This window comes from Treponema succinifaciens DSM 2489 (genome assembly GCF_000195275.1).
In the GTDB taxonomy this organism is placed as follows: Bacteria; Spirochaetota; Spirochaetia; order Treponematales; family Treponemataceae; genus Treponema_D; species Treponema_D succinifaciens.
This window is the reverse complement of record NC_015386.1, coordinates 88,041-107,745: the sequence shown is the minus strand read 5'-3', so window position 1 is coordinate 107,745 and position 19,705 is coordinate 88,041. Positions and strand designations below refer to the sequence as shown.

At 39.8% G+C, this 19,705-nt stretch carries 20 protein-coding genes; 2 read left to right on the top strand and 18 right to left on the bottom strand.

Annotation, left to right across the window (positions count from 1 at the left end; genetic code table 11):
* Window positions 1–58: 58 nt before the first annotated feature.
* Complete coding sequence (locus tag TRESU_RS13645; RefSeq protein WP_041612512.1) at window positions 59–538, bottom strand: hypothetical protein; 480 nt, start codon at window positions 536–538, stop codon at window positions 59–61.
* Window positions 539–857: 319 nt separating this feature from the next.
* Here TRESU_RS13645 and TRESU_RS15740 point away from each other — a divergent pair, with 319 nt between their 5' ends.
* Together TRESU_RS15740 and TRESU_RS13635 are read left to right on the top strand one after the other, a co-directional pair.
* Window positions 858–1,148 carry a transposase gene (locus TRESU_RS15740; protein WP_013702691.1) on the top strand — a complete coding sequence of 97 codons (291 nt, stop codon included), beginning with the start codon at window positions 858–860 and terminating at the stop codon, window positions 1,146–1,148.
* Between the two features lie 26 nt (window positions 1,149–1,174).
* Entirely contained in the window at window positions 1,175–2,056 is an 882-nt protein-coding gene (locus tag TRESU_RS13635) for an IS3 family transposase (protein WP_013702715.1), read from the top strand.
* Window positions 2,057–2,135: 79 nt separating this feature from the next.
* Here the strand turns inward: TRESU_RS13635 and TRESU_RS13630 are convergent, their stop codons facing one another.
* The 17 genes from TRESU_RS13630 to TRESU_RS15250 form a co-directional block, all read right to left on the bottom strand.
* Complete coding sequence (locus TRESU_RS13630; RefSeq protein WP_013702775.1) at window positions 2,136–2,684, bottom strand: hypothetical protein; 549 nt, start codon at window positions 2,682–2,684, stop codon at window positions 2,136–2,138.
* A 20-nt stretch (window positions 2,685–2,704) separates the two neighbouring features.
* Window positions 2,705–3,004: a hypothetical protein gene (locus tag TRESU_RS13625; protein ID WP_041612511.1), complete on the bottom strand. Its 300-nt coding sequence runs from the start codon at window positions 3,002–3,004 to the stop codon at window positions 2,705–2,707.
* A gap of 318 nt (window positions 3,005–3,322) precedes the next feature.
* Window positions 3,323–3,703: a hypothetical protein gene (locus tag TRESU_RS13620; RefSeq protein WP_013702773.1), complete on the bottom strand. Its 381-nt coding sequence runs from the start codon at window positions 3,701–3,703 to the stop codon at window positions 3,323–3,325.
* A 6-nt stretch (window positions 3,704–3,709) separates the two neighbouring features.
* Entirely contained in the window at window positions 3,710–5,272 is a 1,563-nt protein-coding gene (locus TRESU_RS13615; RefSeq protein ID WP_013702772.1) for a polymorphic toxin type 30 domain-containing protein, read from the bottom strand.
* Entirely contained in the window at window positions 5,260–6,012 is a 753-nt protein-coding gene (locus TRESU_RS13610; protein WP_013702771.1) for an eCIS core domain-containing protein, read from the bottom strand. Before TRESU_RS13610 ends, TRESU_RS13615 begins: the two co-directional genes overlap by 13 nt.
* A 2-nt stretch (window positions 6,013–6,014) precedes the next feature.
* Window positions 6,015–7,931 (bottom strand): hypothetical protein, encoded by a 1,917-nt coding sequence (locus TRESU_RS15735; RefSeq protein WP_245535742.1) that lies wholly within the window; start codon window positions 7,929–7,931, stop codon window positions 6,015–6,017.
* On the bottom strand, window positions 7,897–8,988 hold the full coding sequence (locus TRESU_RS13600) for an NADase-type glycan-binding domain-containing protein (protein ID WP_013702769.1): 1,092 nt from the start codon (window positions 8,986–8,988) through the stop codon (window positions 7,897–7,899). The genes TRESU_RS15735 and TRESU_RS13600 overlap by 35 nt, the downstream gene beginning before the upstream one ends.
* A gap of 1 nt (window position 8,989) precedes the next feature.
* Window positions 8,990–10,276 (bottom strand): hypothetical protein, encoded by a 1,287-nt coding sequence (locus TRESU_RS13595; RefSeq protein ID WP_013702768.1) that lies wholly within the window; start codon window positions 10,274–10,276, stop codon window positions 8,990–8,992.
* Window positions 10,273–11,001 (bottom strand): eCIS core domain-containing protein, encoded by a 729-nt coding sequence (locus TRESU_RS13590; RefSeq protein WP_013702767.1) that lies wholly within the window; start codon window positions 10,999–11,001, stop codon window positions 10,273–10,275. Before TRESU_RS13590 ends, TRESU_RS13595 begins: the two co-directional genes overlap by 4 nt.
* The gene (locus TRESU_RS15730) at window positions 10,991–12,082 is read right to left on the bottom strand and encodes a hypothetical protein (protein ID WP_013702766.1); all 1,092 of its coding nucleotides are present in this window, start codon (window positions 12,080–12,082) and stop codon (window positions 10,991–10,993) included. Before TRESU_RS15730 ends, TRESU_RS13590 begins: the two co-directional genes overlap by 11 nt.
* 240 nt (window positions 12,083–12,322) lie before the next feature.
* Window positions 12,323–12,913 carry a hypothetical protein gene (locus TRESU_RS15725; protein WP_013702765.1) on the bottom strand — a complete coding sequence of 197 codons (591 nt, stop codon included), beginning with the start codon at window positions 12,911–12,913 and terminating at the stop codon, window positions 12,323–12,325.
* The gene (locus TRESU_RS13575; protein ID WP_013702764.1) at window positions 12,898–13,593 is read right to left on the bottom strand and encodes an eCIS core domain-containing protein; all 696 of its coding nucleotides are present in this window, start codon (window positions 13,591–13,593) and stop codon (window positions 12,898–12,900) included. Before TRESU_RS13575 ends, TRESU_RS15725 begins: the two co-directional genes overlap by 16 nt.
* Complete coding sequence (locus TRESU_RS13570; protein ID WP_013702763.1) at window positions 13,580–14,644, bottom strand: hypothetical protein; 1,065 nt, start codon at window positions 14,642–14,644, stop codon at window positions 13,580–13,582. The genes TRESU_RS13575 and TRESU_RS13570 overlap by 14 nt, the downstream gene beginning before the upstream one ends.
* The gene (locus tag TRESU_RS13565) at window positions 14,641–15,897 is read right to left on the bottom strand and encodes a hypothetical protein (RefSeq protein WP_013702762.1); all 1,257 of its coding nucleotides are present in this window, start codon (window positions 15,895–15,897) and stop codon (window positions 14,641–14,643) included. The genes TRESU_RS13570 and TRESU_RS13565 overlap by 4 nt, the downstream gene beginning before the upstream one ends.
* A complete protein-coding gene (locus TRESU_RS15720) occupies window positions 15,894–19,208 on the bottom strand; it encodes a hypothetical protein (RefSeq protein ID WP_013702761.1) in 3,315 nt (1,104 codons plus the stop codon). Before TRESU_RS15720 ends, TRESU_RS13565 begins: the two co-directional genes overlap by 4 nt.
* A gap of 34 nt (window positions 19,209–19,242) precedes the next feature.
* Window positions 19,243–19,386, bottom strand: a complete 144-nt coding sequence (locus TRESU_RS15255) for a hypothetical protein (RefSeq protein ID WP_169309782.1) — start codon at window positions 19,384–19,386, stop codon at window positions 19,243–19,245.
* 80 nt (window positions 19,387–19,466) lie between these two features.
* Window positions 19,467–19,670, bottom strand: a complete 204-nt coding sequence (locus TRESU_RS15250) for a hypothetical protein (protein ID WP_052299642.1) — start codon at window positions 19,668–19,670, stop codon at window positions 19,467–19,469.
* Between the last annotated feature and the right edge of the window lie 35 nt (window positions 19,671–19,705).

Below are 19,705 nucleotides of genomic sequence, written 5' to 3'. Positions count from 1 at the left end.
CCTTGACCTTAGCACAAATTCGTTGTTTTTTCTCCTCCGTGTCTAAATCTGAGGCTTATTATATAGCAATTTGTTTATTATATAAAAATGTAAAAGATTCAAAGTTCCATGTATTATGTTTAGTTAAGTTATTTATTTCTGATACAAATTTACTATGTGTATCAACATTACTTGTAAATATGTTTACACAATTTATTTTATTTTCCTTTAACCAGTCTTTATTATTTTTTATATTTTTTTTATTAGATGGATCAAAAAAACATTTTAATATTTCAAAACAAATATCATAAAAAGAATCAACTTGATTAAATACTTCTCTTATACATTCTTTACAATCATCATAAGATTCCTTATCAACTTCAGATAATTGTTTTAAAACTTTGTATGTATTTTTCAATGCTTTTCTTAAAGCGTCTGCAGGATGTTCTAGAATTGGATTATGAGAAGTATAAAATAAATCATTTTCAGGATATTGGCATAAAAATCTATATAGACTAGAAGAATAATCAAACTGTTTTCTTAAAGAAATATCACTCATTTTATAACAACCTCTTTTTTAATTTATATATAATAAAATATAAAAAGTTATTTACATTTATTATTTGGTATTTTTATTCATTATCAAATTTACTTTCAGCATATTAATAACTATAAGTTATTTTGTACGATCTTTTTTGCAAATCTTAAAGTTATTTTTAACATTAGCTTCCGTATATGTCGTAACTGGCTTATGAGTTCTTTTATATGTTTTTTTTACATTAACCTTTACAACATTCGTATTTTATAATAAGCCTCAGATTTAGACACGGAGGAGAAAAAACAACGAATTTGTGCTAAGGTCAAGGTAGGACAAATTCATGGGAAGAAAAAGAAAGGATTTTTCAGACAAGTTCAAACTCGAAGTCGCAAAAGAGGCTCTTAAAAAGAGAGCTAAAGAGGCGGAGGTCGCTGCAAAGTACAGCATTGCACCAAGCACACTGTCTGAATGGATGGAGCAGTTTCTGGAAGGAAAACTTGAGACAGACGAACAGAAAGCCCTCCGTGAAGAGAATGAAAGGCTACGGGCAAAGCAGGATGAAATGCTCGCCTCATTAGGAAAGAAACAGCTCGAGGTTGACTTGCTAAAAAAAAAGCTTCATCTGGACTAGCATCATGGCAGCTTGTTCAAAAAGATATGCATGACAAAAATGGAGTCGGGCTGTCTGTACTTGAACAGTGCCGGATACTGAAACTTCCACGGGCAACTTACTATGAGCGCCGCAGATTTGAAGCAGAACGACAGAAAAAGAAGGCTGGGGAAAACAAAACAAGGCTCAATCGTGCAAAAATTGTAATCAATGAGTGGTCAACTCACAGTACCTATGGTTACAAAAAGATGTCAAAGCATCTGAAAAGACTCGGGTACGACTGGGCTGGAGAAAAGTTTATCCGCAACCTGTACAAGGAACTTGGAATCAAAGGCCAGAAGCCTGTCTTCAAGACCACAAGAAGCGGAAAAGCGCCATACGGAAAGTTCCCGTACCTCTTGCGGAACAAGTTCATCGCGTTCCCGAACCAGGTAATGGCGACAGACATCACTTACATCAAGACTCCATGGGGCATGATGTATTTTACGGCCGTGATTGATTTGTACAGCCGGAAGATTCTGAGCTGGCGGCTCTCGGACAGCATGAGGACAGATTTCTGCCTGGAATGCGTGAGGGAAGCCTTTGAGAAATACGGGGTTCCGGCAGTATTCAACACGGACTGCGGTTCCCAGTATACCAGCGGAGAGTTCATCGGGCTTCTGAAATCCTACAATGTTGAAATCAGCATGGACGGAATCGGAAGATGCAAGGACAACATCTTTGTAGAGCGAACCTGGCGTACTTTGAAATATGAATGGATTTTTCTCCGGGATTACAGATCCGAAGAAGAACTCCGAAAACTGCTTGGAGAATTCGTGAGGTTCTTCAACAATGAAAGAATTCATCAGGGCTTGGATTACAAGACTCCTGACGAAGTATACAGGGAAGGAAGTTTTCCTTCGGCAATCATCAACAAGATGGCTGCATAAAATTCGTTATTTTTCAGACAAAATGTCTGGACAAAGGGCTTAGCTTAATTCTTTTTAATAAATCTTTTTCTGCCATTATTCAATCTCCATACAAAAATGCAATTATAAATATTATGATATTTATTAATAATAATATTCCTGATAAAAAACAAAGTAAACTTTGAGCTTTTATTTTTTTTACTAAGATATCATTTTTTTGTTTATTATCATTTATTATCCCAGTTATATTATCTTTAAAACTTTTTATAAACTCATCTAACTTATTATTTGGATTCGTATTTGAAGTGCTTTCTTCTCCAATCTTTAAGTATATATTCCAATTTTCACCAGATAAACTGAAATTTTGTCTTTTCTTTGGTTTATATAAAATAAAATTGTTAATGATAAATATGGTGTAAATAATTCCTAATAAAATTAAAATAAAAATATTAATATTATTTAATATTTCTATTTTAATTTTTTTGAATGCAATTTGCAGGGCAATTACATCTGCAAGAATAATTCCAATAATTGTATAAAAACCTAATGCCTTGGATTCAAGAGTATCTTTTCTTGCATTTTCTGCCTTATATTCATCGAAAAGTTTATCTAATAAAAGATTTAATATGATTTTTTTTTCTTCTTCCATTTTGATTTACCTTATATTAATTAATCTTTATCTAGTATTTGTGCTAATTCATGTAAACATCTTGCGAGTAAGAAAATTATAGTTGCTCCTATTACAACATAATTCTCTTCATTTCCAGTTAGTTTTATACCTAATTTATCGAAAACTGAATTATCTTCATTAACATCATGCGAGTCAATTATTCTCATATCATATATAATAAAAAGTGGAGATATTATATTATGTGCATTGCTATCTTTTTGACTTAATAATAATTCTAGCCGTTTTAAAGAACCTAATTTTTTGTCAGCATCGGTTGTTTGTTTTCTTAATACTGCCAAATCAAATCTTTCTGTTACATAGATATTCAAGTTCTTACATAAAGTAAAACAGTTAGATTTGGATATTGAAACAAATCTATTAATTTTACTTTTGGAAAGTTTTGAATCAGATTGTTTGAATAAATCTTCACCATACTTTTTTTGTAAGCGTTACTTGACGTTTATAAAAAAGAGAATTTTTATTTCAATATCATTCATAAAACTACCTCGCTTCAATTATCTATTTTAATGGGAAAAAATTAGTTATTTCTCCCTTATCATCTAGGAAGCCTCTAAATTTTAGCCCATTATCCAACACACCTTTAATTATTCGCCAATTTACTTTTCCATTCTAGCAGATAACTCCATTAAAGCATCTTCAATATCCAAGTTTTTATATTTGGAACCTATCTGTTTTATTGTGTTCTGATATTGTTCATTTCCAGAATAAGCTAGAATCGTAATTATATAATCAAGAATTTCTTCATTATATTTTTCAAGATTTTTTGCAATAATATCTGTATTTATTCTATTTCCTATATTTCTGTTTGTTACGGCTGTAAAGATTGCATGAAACATTGATTCAAGTACAGTGAAATCATTTTCCGAATTGCTTTCTTCTATAATATCATTACATATAGAAACAGCTTCTTCTGTTGATATATTTCCATATTCAAGTTTATCACTTAAATATTCATATTTGTTACATTTGTCATTCATTTTCTTCTAGTTCCTAGGAGTTTTTATAGGTATGTGGGTTCTATTAGCAAGTTCTTCATTATAATATGGACTGTCAATATTTGTAATACCTGGGCGTTGATATTCTAATGTTATTGGGTCGAGATATTTTTTTCCCTCTTGAATTCTTAAAACCCAGCCTTTAGAGGCATTACTACCTTTCGGTGCAGACCCATCAATACCATGGATTCGTGCACGGTATGTTTTGCCATTAGTAATCCATTTGTATTCAAAGCCTTCTGTAACTTTCCCTGCTTCTGGAATAAGCTCACGGCGGGTAGCGTTTTTGGGAATCCTTGTTAGGACTTCCTCTATAGATTTTCCTTGTAAATTTGAAAAATCTCCAATTTTTCCATTTCCTAAATAGTTTTTGTCTGCTTCATACCCAACTTTCCAAGAATAATTATTTTTTACTTCAAGATTTAATTCTTTCTCCTCAATCTGCTTCCCAGCCCATTTCTTTGAGTTAAGTCCGTTGTCAATTACAGTCCTTGTCGTCAGTCTTGCAGATGCTTTCTTTAGTCCGAACATCGACAGAAAGAAAAACAGTCCATCTACGCCGATTTTTGCTACGGCATCTCCGAAAATCTTTCCGCAGACTTTCAAATCATCTTCTGTCTTTGCGTCGTCTACCGTTGTGAAGAACTTTACAAGCTCAATTACACCCGCAAGCAGCTGTGTTCCTGACATTGCAGCCCCTGCAGCAAGTAATACAAATCCTAGAGCTTCCGCAACAGCTCCGTAGCCTGTTAGAGCTAATCCGATTAGAAAACTTGACACAATAACCATTTGAGTAACAAGAATATTTATGTCTCCGATTTCCTCTCTTATCTCATCGATTACATTAGAGTATTCCATAGCTATTCTGATTTTATCGGAGCAACTGAGGGCTGCAATATTTCTTTCTTCCGCCTCAAAATACAGCTCGCATACTTCCACAATATCAGGCCGTATTCCTGTGGTAATTGCCTGATTGAATATTGTAGCCGTTACCTTGTACCTGCCTTTCTCGGAGACCAGAAAGCTCCTGTCCCATGTGTCAAAGTCGGCGAGCGCGCGGGCTTCGTCCATTTTAGAGGCGGTTTCCTCGTATTTCCCCGTGCCGGGATTCTCCCTGTAGAAATGCCATGCGATCGAATGCGGCTCGTACCATTTATTCCCAAGTTCTGCCTTTCCTTCAACTGTAAATGTGTATGAGCCGCCCGCAGAGTATTTTCCGTCAGAGTCAGACGCTATGCGGCACTTCGATGTTTCCGGCTCATAAGTGAAGTCCTTTATCTTGCCGTAGGAATCAAGCTCGTAGCACTTTGCAAGTCTCCTGCATCCTACAAGGAGCTGTCTTATTCCCTCGTCGTTCAGCCTGTTGAATATGTAGAAGTCCATGTCCTCGGACTTGGCGAGTTTATAGAAAGCATCTATCTTAGGATTAAAGAGCTGCTGTTGGATGTCCTCCGCATATTCCCTTTTTTTCGCGCTCCTTATTTTCCTCGCGTATTCGGTGAGTATTTTCTTTATGAGCCGTTCTGCTTCTTTTCGTCTTAGTTGAGCCATTTCTCTTCCCCGCTGTTCACCTTTTCCGTAAAGTCAATGAGGTACTTCAAATACTCTTCGTCCGTCATGGATTTTTCCATTCCCTCTACTTCTTCCAGAATAGATTTGGCTATCCTATTTGCGAATTTTTTCAGCTGGCTTTCCCTCATGGTCACATATTTCCCGCGATATTTTATCGTCACATTCGGGTCTGGATTATAAACTGCCTGTTCCTCGTTCTGCTCGGCCTCTTCCTCAAGTTCTTTTCTTGTCGTGTTGCGCAGTTCCTGTTTCTTTCTGTTCTGGGCAATATGAGTGAGTTCATGTGCAAGGAGTTTCCTTCCTTCTTCCGTCTCGGGCTTGTACGCTCCGTTCCTGAAATAGATTCTGTCTGCGACTACAAGAGCCAATGCATGACGGCTCCTTGTATATTCGTTTGCACCCGGCCCGTAAATTATTTTTACGCTTTCGAGGTCTGTGTCATTTTTTTTGTTGAACCCGTTGACGATTACGCGGTCAAGCTGATGCTCGCGGTCATATCTCCAGCTTCTGATTGCGAATGGTTCCTCGTTCTGATACTCGGCAAACTCGGCTTCTTTCTTCGGAGTGGCAGTATTTTTTTTCGTCAATGGATTGCATTGCAGTTTTTCCGCTAATTCTACAGCATTCCTGACTATTTCATCTATCAATCCTGCCTCATATTGTCCGCTGTCTACAAGCTCTTGGAATGTAACTTGTCTGTCCGTATTAAAATCCGCCATTATTAAATTCCCCCATTATCTTTAAGCTGGGAATCTATCAGTCTTTCAACGCGTCTTGTGTCTCGCTTAATTTTTTCCCTGTCGCTCTCTTCCCCGCTTCCCTCTGCATGCCCCACGTCCCAGAACTGGTTCCTTGCGAACAGCGGGTCTGTCTTGGCAAGCACCGCCCTGTCATGCTCGTAATTCGCGTTCATCCTTTCAAGCCTTGCGGCCTCTTCCTGTTCGGGAGTAAGCATTTGCTTTGTTTGACCAGATACTCTCACATGATTCTTTGATGAATTTTGGTTTGTGTTTATGCCTGTATCGTTCCCTTCTATGCCATACACGGAAGAATGCGATGACCCGATTTTCGATGCTTCATTCCAGTTCTCGCTGCTTGCCAGAGCATTCTGTGTAGTTTTTTCGGTGAAAGTATCATTGCTTGCATTGTTTGCGGCGGTAGAATAAGCGGGTTCGTTTCCGATGAATGATTTTCTAGCCATACTGTCTGCTGCATTAAAACGCATATCTTCGGTATGGTGGACGGCTTCTGTTCTGACAGACAGGGAAGGTGTGCTTTCTTTGTAAAATTGGCTTTCACCTATGATGCCCGCATCGCTTCCTGCAGGAATGTCACCGGCTGCAATTTCTGCGTTATGTCTTGTGCCTGTGCCGTGCTTCTCCTGTACAGAAACATGGGATTCTGTTCCTGAATTGTAATCGGTAGGGAAAATCTGCCCACCTTTCGTATACTTTGAGACATTTGATGCAGTTATCGCTTCAGTGGTTTCCGTTAAAAACTGACTCTGAGCCTGTTGCCTTGCACTCTGATAAGGAGTCGGTGAATTCTCTGTTTTCTCAGCTTTCGGGTTTGCCAGTGTGTTGAGAGGCTTGCCGTCTCCTTTTTTGGCTGGAATATTCTGTTGTACATCTTCTCCGAATATGATACGGTTTCGCTCCCTTGCAAAATCAGCTTGGGTTACAGCCCCTGCCAGTTCCCGCGAAAGCCTTCCGTTCGCGTTTATTTCGGCGACCTTTAGGTTCCCTGCCACAGCATTGCGTTCTTTTAAAAGCCCGTCGTCCTCTTTGGTGTAGGCAGCCCTTGTATTCTCGGTTTCCTCAAGCCTCTTTGCCGTTTCCTCCGCATTCAGGGAGTGCGTGACAGGCTCGATTCTTGCGAGCAGGGCGTTTCTGCTCCGCTCCGTGCTTTCGGCGGCATAGCCCAGCTTTCTGTCCAGTTCCCTTTTCTTTGAGAAAATAACGACATTTTTATCATTTGATGGTTTTAATCCCTGTATTTTTTCTTCTTCCGATTGTACAAGATTTTCGACATCGGAAACGGAAAGACCCGTTTTCCTGAAGCTTTCGGTTTTATACCATGCTTCACGCTCCTCTTTGCTGAACAGGTTCGGAAACGCCTCGTATGTTTCTTGTGCCGTGCCTGTTTCCTTGTATGGTTTATACGTCCTAATTTCTTCTGCGTGAGCATTGCCAGTTTCGGTTTCTCTTTCTCCAGAGGGCTGCCCTTTCACGGTCGCGCTCTGTCTGCTCTCCGCAATGAGCCGCTCAACCTCAATTTCTTTTGTCGGCGGAGCAAGGTTCTTTGATTTCTCAATCAAGTCCGCTATTCTTATGTCGCTGAAAATCCTTTTGTCGCCTCCGTTCCGGGCATTGAACGGGGCGTTCATAGCCGGTGTCTGGTAGACGATTCCGCTTGCCGGCGGCACGAAGACGGCGGAGTCTTTGCCCCCGACTGTTTTTGCGGCAAGTTTTACCGCCTCTTCCGGTGTCATTCCTGTGCTCATGCGCACTGCCGAGAAATTCCGGATTATGTTGTCCACCGCAGCATCTACCTTTTTCTGCAGCTCCTGTGTCTTCTGTTCGGGAAGTTGATTGGCAAGAGCGTTATTCAACAGCCAAGTATTGTATGCACAAATCATCATATTTTATGCCGGTATATACATCCATGATTTCGAATTCATATTCGTTGCCTGTTCCAAGTTCTATTAGAGAAAAACGCTGTTCTTCTTTTGAGTCCTTGACTATTATAGTCTTGGATTTTTTTGTCTTTGAGTTTGTAATTTTTACGCTCTTTACACGGCTGTTTTTATCATAGTAGTCGGGATGATTTTTGTCTTGATAGCCGTTCATAATAACCAGTTCACTTGGATTTTTATGCTTAAATTCTTTTATAGAAATGACATCTCCTATACCTTTTCCGTTTCCGCTTGCCCAAGGGAGACCGTCTTTTTGTTTAAGGTGTTCGGGTTCGTAGGTTGTTTTGCCTTCAATTAAATACGATGTAGCGTAATACTTTTGTGTTCCAGAAATATTAATAATTCCTGTTATGAATGGATAAAAGTAGTAATCTATATGAAATAGAACTGGGATTAAAAACGCAACATTAGAAAATCCCATAAAAGCAGGAGTATTTTTTATTGAAAACTCTGTAACAATATTATCAAAATAATCCGTGAAAATGTATTCATTATTTATCTCTGAGATTGAAGTTATATCCCTATCTGTTATAAAAACTGGTATCGGCTTTGACATATCAAAAATACATTTTCTTCCAGAACCTAAATTTATATTAATTCTTTTATTTTCATATTTGATATTTATAGTGTAGTTTTTGCTGTCTGAAGTTACAGTCTTTTTTTCTTCAGAGTAATAAATATTACATATCAATCCTTTGTTATTGAACCATTTCCAGCAATTTTTTTCATGTACCATTTGTTGATGCCATGATTCCATTGAATTTTGGAAATACAAATCATAAATATTTTTATTAGTGTCAACATGAATTTTAAGATTTTCAGAGTCTAGGGAACATAAAAAGCCTTTGTCATCAAAATCTATAACTATAGTTTGCTCTTTTGACAACTCATTCTCTACAATAAGATTATTCACAGTTTTTTCTCGCAATATGGTAGTATCCATGCAAAATGCAGAAAAAACTAATATAGAAATAATACAGCCGGATATAATTCGTTTCATCTTATTTTACCTCCAATTCGATATTGCCTTTAGATTTTAAATAGTTTCTCAAGATTTCAACAATTAAATAAACATCTAAATTACTAATTCTGATACAACCATGAGTAGTTCCTTTATAATCATTTTCTCCTTTTCTAGCATCCAATTTTTCAATATTTGTTAATTTATTGATTATTCTTCCTGTACCACCATGTATTAATAAATGACCATCTTCATATAGCACATTTTCACCTTTCTCATTTTTTATTTCTTCCCAGCCAATTAAAATCTTATTTTCATCATATTTTTGTTTATAACCTACAACATATCTAATTGCATTTGTTCTTATCTTATAAGGTCCATAACCTTCGGTAAAACTTTCCTCAAAAGATTCTATAAGCCAAGTTCCTTTAGGGAATTTTCCAGGCTTATAGGGAACTACTGGTTCTGATTTATTATTTGGCATCGTGTATATGGGAGAAGATGTAAGAGTACCTCCATCTGTCGGATACTCTCTCTCTTTCTGATTATTACTAGCCTTTATCACAAAAAGATTTTCCGTTTTTCCACCTACCGTATATGTAAAGACTAATTCACCTTTATCATCATCATAAACGGCATTTACCGTAACATCTTTATAATCATTTAAATCTAAGAAATCTTTTGGAGTCATTAAATTATAGTAATCCTGCTTTCTTATCCACCCTTTTTCAATGTTTATAAATTTTGCTTGCTCTTCACTTATATATATTAAACCGGAATCTAACATTTTATTTTGAAGGTCAAAATCTGCCTGCTCTGAAAGCATTAATTTTGCGGCAGTTAATAATTTCTTTGCAAAACCTTTTCCTTCGTAATCAGTTCCAGTCATATCAATTATAGAACTTGTAGTACCATCTGAATGGATTACCTGAGCCTTTGTTTTGTCACTTCCATACTCTACATTTGCTATTTCATTTTTTTCGTTTAAATATATTTTCCAGACGGCAGCAGAAATAGAGATGTTTTCGACTGGATTACTGCAACTGATGTTTTTCAAATGATACAGCTCTGCGATTTGCTGGCTGAGCAAAAACAGCTCGTTTATACCATCGTCATCTATTCTGCTAAGACTGTCGAGGCTTCGCACGGCTTCCACGGATTCAATGAAATCGTCTGACCTGCTGAGAAGTGCGAGGGCTTCCTCTGAGTAATTTTGATGATAGGTGGCATAATCTTCCTGAAGGTTACGCATAACAGAATAAAATCCCGTCATCGTATCGGAGATGAGTTTTATCTTGTTTTCCCTTCCATCAAGATTAAGGCTCATAATCTTCCCTCCAGATAATCCTTGTAATTCAGCAGGAGCTTAAGGTAATCCCTGTCACTCATTGCATTCTCCTCCCCCTCAACCCACTCTTCAAGCCCTTTCTCAACAAGATAGTCTAGTTTCGCCTTCTGGGATTTCCTCATCCGGTAAGATTTACCGTTTATGACCTCACAGACATACGGATCGGGATTATACCGTTCGATTTCTTCCGCCTGAACAGCCTCCGCTTCAAGCTCCTCTTTCGTACGGTTGTCGGCAGTCATGTATTCTTTGTTCTGCGATATATGCTTCATTTCATGGGCAAGAAGTGCGCGTCCTTCCTCGCTCTCCGGCTTGTAGGAACCGTTCCTGAAGAAAATCGTGCTTCCTATAGTGAACGCCATTGCGTGCATAGAGCGGGCATATTCATCTGCATAAGCACCGATGTGAATTTTTACTTTCCCGATGTCTTCGTTATGCTTTGTTTCCGTTGCCGAAAGCATGACACTTTCCAAAGGAAATTCCCTATCATGCAGATAGTTCCGCATGACCATTGCGGCTGGCAGTACATATTCCACATTTCCGGAATCTTCTTGTTTCCTTTTGCCACTTTTCTTGGTCTGGTCTGTTTTCACTTCCAGTAACTGAGGATTTTCTCTTATCTTCTTTATGGCAAAATTATAAATATCAACAATTTTCTTTATATGCTTATCCTGTTCGAGAGGAATCAATCTTTTAGTACTCATTAAAATGTCCTCCGTCTAACAGGCGATTCTTTTTCTCTTCTATTTTGATTTGAGCCAATTTCGCCAACTCTCTGTCCGTTACTTCCCCACTTCCCTCTGCGTGTCCCACGTCCCAGAACTGGTTTCTTGCGAACATAGGGTCAGCCTTTGCGAGAACTGCCTTGTCATGCTCGTAGTTCGCGTTCATCCTCTCAAGCCTTGCGGCCTCTTCCTGTTCGGGAGTAAGCATTTGCTTTGTCTGACCAGATATATCTCCGCGAGGCTGTGATGGATTTTGTCCTGTTTTTTTGGCGGAACTGCCGTCCTCCCTGCTATGTACGGAAGTATATGATGCCCCGGTTTCCGCTGCGGCATTCCAGTCTTCACCGGTTGGCTGAACAGTGTACGCAGCCCTGCTTTCGTTGCTTGTCGGGGCAGCGTGAGGAGTTCCGCTTTCCTTGAAGGTATTATTGCGTGCTCCGTCTGCTGCGGCAGAATAAGAGGATTTGTTTCCGCTGAATGTACTCCTGTTTCCAGTGTGTTCCGCAGGGGAATGTACGCTTTCGGCATGGCTTCTTGTGCCGGGCGGAAAAGCCGTCTCTCCTGCAGGAACAGATGAATGAGTTTCTTCGTTGCCGTTTCCAAAGTCCGGCTTTCGAGCCGCTTCTACGCGCTCTGTCTTTGAGACGGCGCTTTCCCCATAAAACGGAGTTTCGCCGTCGATTCCAATACTGAATTCTGTAAACCTGTCGCCGCCTTTGATTTCTGCGTTACGCCCTACGCCGCTGCCGTTTTCCGTATGCCTTGAAATTCCTGAATCTGCGGCCGCATCGAGAGCGTCCGCCAGAATCTGACTCTGAGCCTGTTGCCTTGCACTCTGATAATGAGTCGGGGAATTCTCTGCTTTCTCAGCTTTCGGGTTTGCCAGTGTGTTGAGAGGCTTGCCGTCTCCTTTTTTGGCTGGAACATTCTGTTGTACATCTTCTCCGAATATGATACGGTTTCGTTCGCTTGTAAAATCAGTTTGGGTTACAGCCCCTGCCAGTTCCCGCGAAAGCCTTCCGTTCGCGTTTATTTCGGCGACCTTTAGGTTCCCTGCCACAGCATTGCGTTCTTTTAAAAGCCCGTCGTCCTCTTTGGTGTAGGCTGTCCTTGTATTCTCGGTTTCCTCAAGCCTCTTTGCCGTTTCCTCCGCATTCAGGGAGTGCGTGACAGGCTCGATTCTTGCGAGCAGGGCGTTTCTGCTCCGCTCCGTGCTTTCGGCGGCATAGCCCAGCTTTCTGTCCAGTTCCCTTTTCTTTGAGAATGTAACGACATTTTTATCAGTAGATGGTTTTAATCCCTATATTTTTTCTTCTTCCGATTGTACAAGATTTTCGACATCGGAAACGGAAAGGCCCGTTTTCCTGAAGCTTTCGGTTTTATACCAGGCCTCACGCTCCTCTTTGCTGAACAGGTTCGGAAACGACTCGTATGTTTCTTGTGCCGTGCCTGTTTTCTTGTATGGTTTATCTGCCCTGTTTGCCTCAGCGTGAATATTGCCAGTTTCGGTTTCTTTTTCTCCAGAGGGCATTCCTCTCGCGTTTTTGCTCTGTCTGCTCTCCGCAATGAGCCGCTCAACCTCAATTTCTTTTGTCGGAGGCGGAAGGTTCTTTGATTTATCAATCAAGTCCGCTATTCTTATGTCGCTGAAAATCCTTTTGTCGCCTCCGTTCCGGGCATTGAACGGGGCGTTCATAGCCGGTGTCTGGTAGACGATTCCGCTTGCCGGCGGCACGAAGACGGCGGAGTCTTTGCCCCCGACTGTTTTTGCGGCAAGTTTTACCGCGTCTTCCGGTGTCATTCCTGTGCTCATGCGCACGGCGGAGAAATTCCGGATTATGTTGTCCACCGCAGCATCAATCCATAAATGCTGGATTAAGGCTGTTGCCATACCATTTCACCCCTATCCATTCTTTCCTTTACATCGATTAATAGTTTTAAATATTCTTGACTATTTAATTCCCTTTCCTGCCCTTCAAGCCAATCCATATATTCATTCTCAATTTCCTGAATAAGCCGTTTCTTTTGAGAATTACGTATTTTTATTTTTCTATTACCAATTCTTAATTCTTCCAATGTATCAGGATTATAATAAACGGCTTTTTCAGTTAGTTCTGCCTCTTTTTCAAGTTCATCTTTAGAATTCTGATTATTAATCCTTTTTTCTGAATATTGCTGCACATGTGTCAATTCATGTGCAAGTAATGCTCTTCCCTCTTCTGTTTCGGGTTTATATTTATGAGTTTGAATGTAAATTTTATTGGCGAGTGCAAATGCAACTAGACCGTTGCTTCTTAGCATTTCGTCTGAACCGTGACCATATATAATTTTTACATTTCCGAGCTCCGTATCCCTTTCCAATTCAAACTTAGACTTTGTTACTGATTCCAAAGGAATTATACGATTATTTTCCGAAGAGTTCCTTATACTTGCTGACCTGTGTTGCAAAAATTTTACCCTTTTAGTTAGAGTAGTTTCGGAGTTATTTATTTCAATAGCTTTATTCAGACCATCTAAAAATGTGCATATTTTTTCGACTAAATCTGAAAGGTTATCTTTACTTTTTAGCATTTTTATTCCTCTTAGAAATAATTAAAATAACGACAATAACAGTCATAGAGAAAATAAAGCAGAGTAGTACTCCTTTATAAGAAAATACTTTTGGTTCGTTTTCTACATTTGCAACAGGTTTTTCACCTTGTATGGTGTGATTTAATTCAGGAATTTCCGTAGCCTCATTTTCTTCTAAGTCTTTTTTCTTTTCTGGATATGGAATCGCAACATCATCTACAGTTGCAAGGATGTTATCCTCCTCATCACACGGCAAAATGATAAGCTCTCTGTAGCCATAGTGATTGTTTTCGCTGTAATCGTCGTTTTGGTAAACAAGATAGCCGTCTTTGTCTATGCGACGGAAATAATCATCATTTTTAACAATGCCATATATATCAGACTCATGAACCTCTGTTATGAATCCGTTTACGCCGTTGGTGCTCCATACCAGTCGTTCGCTGTCATAGTTATGGCAATCAAACTCCTTTAATAAGATTCCGTGATTGTCATATATGTACTTATAGAGTTCATCTCCAGCTTTACTAAGTTTTATGACTTCAATTGAATCATCATTAAATATGAATTTATAAGGCTCGTAATCATCTACCGTGAACTCATTCCCGTTTTTCGTAATTTTCTTGCCATAGCAACGCAGCTCATTCTCTGATACATAATGCATTTCGTAAGACAGGGGTCTCCATTCATTTTCTTTTATTATCAGATTGCCGTTTTCTATTTTGAAATTCCATCGGTTATGACCACATCTGACCCCACTAATTCTATTATTTTTATAATAAACAGAGTCATAAGATTCATTTTTTTCAAAATCCATTTCTGAATCAAAAACTTTAAGGATTTTATTACCACCAGAATCAAATTCGTATTCTGCATAATGAATGCGCGAATTCTGATTAGGATTCAAAAAGAGGATTCCTCTGTTTATAAATAGATTTGAATGTTCGATAAAAGCCATATATGTTAACAGAATATCTTCCAATTTATATTCAAAACTGCATATTTTTGTTGCACATAATAAGGCTAATACCATAATGACTAATTTTTTCTTCATTCTTTTATTCTCTCAAATACTCGAAGTTCGAATATCTTTGCTTTTGTTGAATCATTTCCTGGTTCTTCGCTTGTATAATTTCTGTCTCTATCATTATTACTTGAATTCGATTTCTCATATTCTATAAAGACATTTCCATTTTTTACAGTACTAGTAATGTTTTTTATTACGACAAAATGTTCTCCGTAACCACCTCCGATTCGAGCGTGTCCTATGATATAACAGTTTTCGGGGAAAACATAATTCGCAATGTCTTTTTCTTGTACTGTCGTAACTTTATAATCTGTGTATTTTGACTTCAGGCTTTCATCATCGAGCAGACCGTTCTTGTCAACATACTGCATTACATCATTTGGAGTTATCGAATCATCGTCATACATTGCTGAGAATACTTTTGCTGTTGAAATAATTTTACAACCAGAGTTATAAACCTTATGATATAGAAGATTGTCTTTTATATTCTTTATTTTTACCTTTAAGTCTTCTATAGTTTTCTTATTCTCTTTTTTATATTTGTCTAATTGTATTGATTTATACATATGTAAAGCACTTTTTCTCTTTAACAACTCTTTTCTGTCCTGCTCACTTACAGCTTCATCACTATGGATTTCATTCATTTCTTTTTCGATTTTTTTTATTTCATTAAATCGCAAATCTTCGTTTTTCTTATTTATTTTTTCTTTTTCCGATACTAACTGATTTAATGAATATGTCAATGCACTCATAGAACTACTAATCGAATTTTCAGTTTCAAGAAAAATTAAAATTTTCTCATCAGAATAACCGAGTTCTTTTAAAGCTTCTGAAAGCTGGTTGTTTAATTCTTTGATTCTTTCTTCAGAAACATATCGCCATTTATCTCCCCAGTCTGAATTTTGCATTGTCCATACAGCTTTTGGATTCTCAGGTTCTCCTTCTTTGGCTCTATCAAAATCATTTGTACTATATGGTGTATCAACAATACAAAAGTCTTTTGATAAATTCTTCTCCAATCCTAATTCTATTGCTGATGGAAGTATCTTGCTGAGTACCATAGCGATTGCTTGGTTATTATATTCAGCAAGCTCTTTCTTTATATCATTTTTCTCAATAAGCGAAATAAATTCTTTGCCATTCTGTTGAAGATATATAGATATTTCTAAGTTATCGCAATCATTGATATTCATATCGTTAAGAGTTTCAATTTTGGAAGATAGTTTTTTTATCAATGAATTTGCCAAATCTATGGCTTCTTCGCGTGTATATTCAATCACTGTAGTGAGTCTCCACTTTTTCTTATTTCAAATTCTAATGCCATACCCTTGATTTTATTAAGTTGTTGTTTATCAAAATAACCATCTTCCCCGCTTCCCTCTGCATGACCGACATCCCAGAACTGGTTTCTTGCGAACAGCGGGTCGGCCTTTGCGAGAACGGCCTTGTCATGCTCATAGTTCGCATTGATTCTTGCCATCCTTTCTCTTTCCTGCTCTTCGGGTGTCGGCATTGGCTTTGTCTGGCTAGATGCCCTCAAATGATTCTCTGATGAATTTTGCCTTGTGTTTATGCCGGTAATTTCCCCTTCTCCGCCCTGTACGGAAGTATCGGTATGGTGGACGGCTTCTGTTCTGACAGACAGGGAAGGTGTGCTTTTTTTGTAAAATTGGCTTTCACCTATGATGCCCGCATCGCTTCCTGCAGGAATGTCACCGGTCACAATTTCTGCGTTATGTATTGTGCCTGTGCCGTGCTTCTCCTGTACAGAAACATGGGATTCTGTTCCTGAATTGTAATCGGTAGGGAAAATCTGCCCACCTTTCGTATACTTTGAGACATTTGACTCCGCTATCTCTTCGGTGGTTTCCGTTAAAAACTGACTCTGAGCCTGTTGCCTTGCACTCTGATAAGGAGTCGGGGAATTCTCTGCTTTCTCAGCTTTCGGGTTTGCCAGTGTGTTGAGAGGCTTGCCGTCTCCTTTTTTGGCTGGAACATTCTGTTGTACATCTTCTCCGAATATGATACGGTTTCGTTCGCTTGCAAAATCAGCTTGGGTTACAGCCCCTGCCAGTTCCCGCGAAAGCCTTCCGTTCGCGTTTATTTCGGCGACCTTTAGGTTCCCTGCCACAGCATTGCGTTCTTTTAAAAGCCCGTCGTCCTCTTTGGTGTAGGCAGCCCTTGTATTCTCGGTTTTCTCAAGCCTCTTTGCCGTTTCCTCCGCATTCAGGGAGTGCGTGACAGGCTCGATTCTTGCGAGCAGGGCGTTTCTGCTCCGCTCCGTGCTTTCGGCGGCATAGCCCAGCTTTCTGTCCAGTTCCCTTTTCTTTGAGAATGTAACGACATTTTTATCAGTAGATGGTTTTAATCCCTGTATTTTTTCTTCTTCCGATTGTACAAGATTTTCGACATCGGAAACGGAAAGACCTGTTTTCCTGAAGCTTTCGGTTTTATACCAGGCCTCACGCTCCTCTTTGCTGAACAGGTTCGGAAACGCCTCGTATGTTTCTTGTGCCGTGCCTGTTTCCTTGTATGGTTTATACGTCCTAATTTCTTCTGCGTGAGCATTGCCAGTTTCGGTTTCTCTTTCTCCAGAGGGCTGCCCTTTCACGGTCGCGCTCTGTCTGCTCTCCGCAATGAGCCGCTCAACCTCAATTTCTTTTGTCGGAGGCGGAAGGTTCTTAGATTTCTCAATCAAGTCCGCTATTCTTATGTCGCTGAAAATCCTTTTGTCGCCTCCGTTCCGGGCATTGAACGGGGCGTTCATAGCCGGTGTCTGGTAGACGATTCCGCTTGCCGGCGGCACGAAGACGGCGGAGTCTTTGCCCCCGACTGTTTTTGCGGCAAGTTTTACCGCCTCTTCCGGTGTCATTCCTGTGCTCATGCGCACTGCCGAGAAATTCCGGATTATGTTGTCCACCGCAGCATCTACCTTTTTCTGCAGCTCCTGTGTCTTCTGTTCGGGAAGGTTTCTTTTCGCTTCCGTGAGCTTTTCCATGACGGTACTATCTACAGGCTCTGCGCCCAGCGATTTATCAGGGTTGCTGCACAGCTCGGAGAATGTCGTTTCCACGCTGATTGCCTCGTCGGACTTCTTGCCCTGCACCACATCGGCATATACAGTGTCGAATAGCTCGAGAACCTCTTTTCCGCTTGTTTTAATCGTTTCTCGCTCCACAAGCAGGTTCAGAATGGCTCGGCTGAACAGTTCTTTTTTGTGTTCAGGTACGGCATAGTTCTGAATGATATTGAATTCTTCGTCCGTAAGCCCGCCCTCTTTTTTGTCCGCCGGATTGAATACGGAAAGGGGTATCTTCGTTTTCTCTGTCTGGATTGCCCGTATGAGTTCTTTCCCCTCTGTCCCGCTCGCCTTTACGATTGCGATTTTTTCTGAGAGGCTTCTTCCAGACTCCTCGGTTCTTTTACTTTCGGCTTTTTCTGCCAGTTCTTTCTTTGTCTTTCTGTACTCTTTGTAGCTTGCTACCTCAGCGTTGCTTTCAAGCGCTTCACCGAACAGTTTCTTATAGAATGACAGAATCCTTTCGTTTGTGATTTTCTGTCCTTTTCTTTGCCGTGAAGGGATGGCAGTTTTTTTGGCGGGGGCAGCTTCCGAGACGGATTTCTCCATAAGAAGCTGGGGGTTCAGTCTTTTTGCATCGGGTCTTATATCTCCGCCGCATACGGCCTTTATCGATTTTATGCCCATCTCGTCCATCGCCTCTTTTATGAGGGAGACGGTTTTTTCTGCATCTTCCTGTTCGACTCCGTAGATGTTGCCATCAGTAAGGAGAAAGATTCTCTCGAATGTCGAGATTAGGGAATAGTTCGGATCGTACAGGATTGCTCTGTCGCCGTCCTTCAGTATTTCAATTTCAGGAAGTTTCTCGAACCTTGCCCCTGTATAGCTCGTTTTTTCATATTCCCCCTTTCCTTCCCGCACCATAGTCCACGTGCTGGTCTCATCGTATTCACCGTGCCAGCCCTCTTTGTGCACCTCGTAGTTCGGATCCCAGCCTTTCCTTGTCCAGTCAAATCCCGACTTGTCCCTAAGTGCGTCAAGCCGGAATTTTGATTTTTCCGGGTTGTATTCGCCTGACACGCTTCCGTCCGGGTATATGTAAATTGGAACTGCGTCCGGGTTTTCTTCCAAAATATTGGAGATGGGACTTTTCGCATTGTGCGTTTTCTTGTATTCCAGGGGAAGATAGCTCTCATAGACAAAACCGTCTTGCCTCATTGCCGTCTTTGATATGACGGTCATGCTTCCCGTGGTACCCATGAATTCCCACAGGTGCTTCTGATACATATGGGCTTTGATTATTTCTTTTTCAAAAGTGCTGAGGGCGGCTCTGTTTATGTCATGTCCGTCAAAGAATTCCAGATCGATGTTTATGTATGGAACGCTTTCCGTCTTGTATCCTGATTTTTCCATATGCCATTGGCACAAGGTTCGCAGGTCGTCACGGAGTTCTTCCTTGTTCTCTGAGTCCGTTTTAAGGGCTTCGCTGTATGCGGCTGCCTTTTCTTCTATTTCTTCGACTATGTTCGTGAATCGGTTCGTTTCTATATACCATGACAATTCTTTCAGCATTTTAGCCCCCTATGGCAGGATTAGATTTCTGACATCAAATTTCTTTCATTGAATTTTCATCTTTTGCCTGTAAGATTCTTTGAATCTCATTCTCTGAATCTACAAAGCGCTGCCGTTTCTCCTCTTCATGAATTCTGTTAATTTGTGAAAGCCATTCAAATCTTTCTCTTTTTGTCATGCCCATAATGTCAGTTTTTGACCATTTGAAGTTGTATGCTATATCTGCCGCCTCACGGAATATCCCTGCCCGCGGGCGGCTTATGCTTCCCCCAGTTGTGAAATGATTCCTTCATATTTATATCCACAAGCCTTACATTCCAACGACATTCTTTTGATTACCTGATGATTTATTTCATTCATAAAGTCTACAAGAAAAGCAAAATCTACAGGCTCAAGTTTTTCGATGGTGTTTCTGTTTATTGATGTCAATGCCCCAAGTTGCGTTACACAGGGCAAACGCATGTAAAAACACTTTCTGATAAAATTACAGAAAGTGT

Excerpts from the sequence above, each read along its gene's own strand:
- TRESU_RS13630 (WP_013702775.1), bottom strand. The coding sequence starts at position 2,684 with ATGGAAGAAGAAAAAAAAATCATATTAAATCTTTTATTAGATAAACTT.
- TRESU_RS15720 (WP_013702761.1), bottom strand. The coding sequence starts at position 19,208 with ATGCTGAAAGAATTGTCATGGTATATAGAAACGAACCGATTCACGAAC.
- TRESU_RS13600 (WP_013702769.1), bottom strand. The coding sequence starts at position 8,988 with ATGAAACGAATTATATCCGGCTGTATTATTTCTATATTAGTTTTTTCT.
- TRESU_RS13575 (WP_013702764.1), bottom strand. The coding sequence starts at position 13,593 with ATGCTAAAAAGTAAAGATAACCTTTCAGATTTAGTCGAAAAAATATGC.
- TRESU_RS15740 (WP_013702691.1), top strand. The coding sequence starts at position 858 with ATGGGAAGAAAAAGAAAGGATTTTTCAGACAAGTTCAAACTCGAAGTC.
- TRESU_RS15250 (WP_052299642.1), bottom strand. The coding sequence starts at position 19,670 with ATGCGTTTGCCCTGTGTAACGCAACTTGGGGCATTGACATCAATAAAC.
- TRESU_RS13620 (WP_013702773.1), bottom strand. The coding sequence starts at position 3,703 with ATGAATGACAAATGTAACAAATATGAATATTTAAGTGATAAACTTGAA.
- TRESU_RS15725 (WP_013702765.1), bottom strand. The coding sequence starts at position 12,913 with ATGGCAACAGCCTTAATCCAGCATTTATGGATTGATGCTGCGGTGGAC.
- TRESU_RS13610 (WP_013702771.1), bottom strand. The coding sequence starts at position 6,012 with ATGGCGGATTTTAATACGGACAGACAAGTTACATTCCAAGAGCTTGTA.
- TRESU_RS13590 (WP_013702767.1), bottom strand. The coding sequence starts at position 11,001 with ATGAGTACTAAAAGATTGATTCCTCTCGAACAGGATAAGCATATAAAG.
- TRESU_RS13645 (WP_041612512.1), bottom strand. The coding sequence starts at position 538 with ATGAGTGATATTTCTTTAAGAAAACAGTTTGATTATTCTTCTAGTCTA.
- TRESU_RS15735 (WP_245535742.1), bottom strand. The coding sequence starts at position 7,931 with ATGATTTGTGCATACAATACTTGGCTGTTGAATAACGCTCTTGCCAAT.
- TRESU_RS13615 (WP_013702772.1), bottom strand. The coding sequence starts at position 5,272 with ATGGCTCAACTAAGACGAAAAGAAGCAGAACGGCTCATAAAGAAAATA.
- TRESU_RS13595 (WP_013702768.1), bottom strand. The coding sequence starts at position 10,276 with ATGAGCCTTAATCTTGATGGAAGGGAAAACAAGATAAAACTCATCTCC.
- TRESU_RS13570 (WP_013702763.1), bottom strand. The coding sequence starts at position 14,644 with ATGAAGAAAAAATTAGTCATTATGGTATTAGCCTTATTATGTGCAACA.
- TRESU_RS13635 (WP_013702715.1), top strand. The coding sequence starts at position 1,175 with ATGCATGACAAAAATGGAGTCGGGCTGTCTGTACTTGAACAGTGCCGG.
- TRESU_RS15255 (WP_169309782.1), bottom strand. The coding sequence starts at position 19,386 with ATGACAAAAAGAGAAAGATTTGAATGGCTTTCACAAATTAACAGAATT.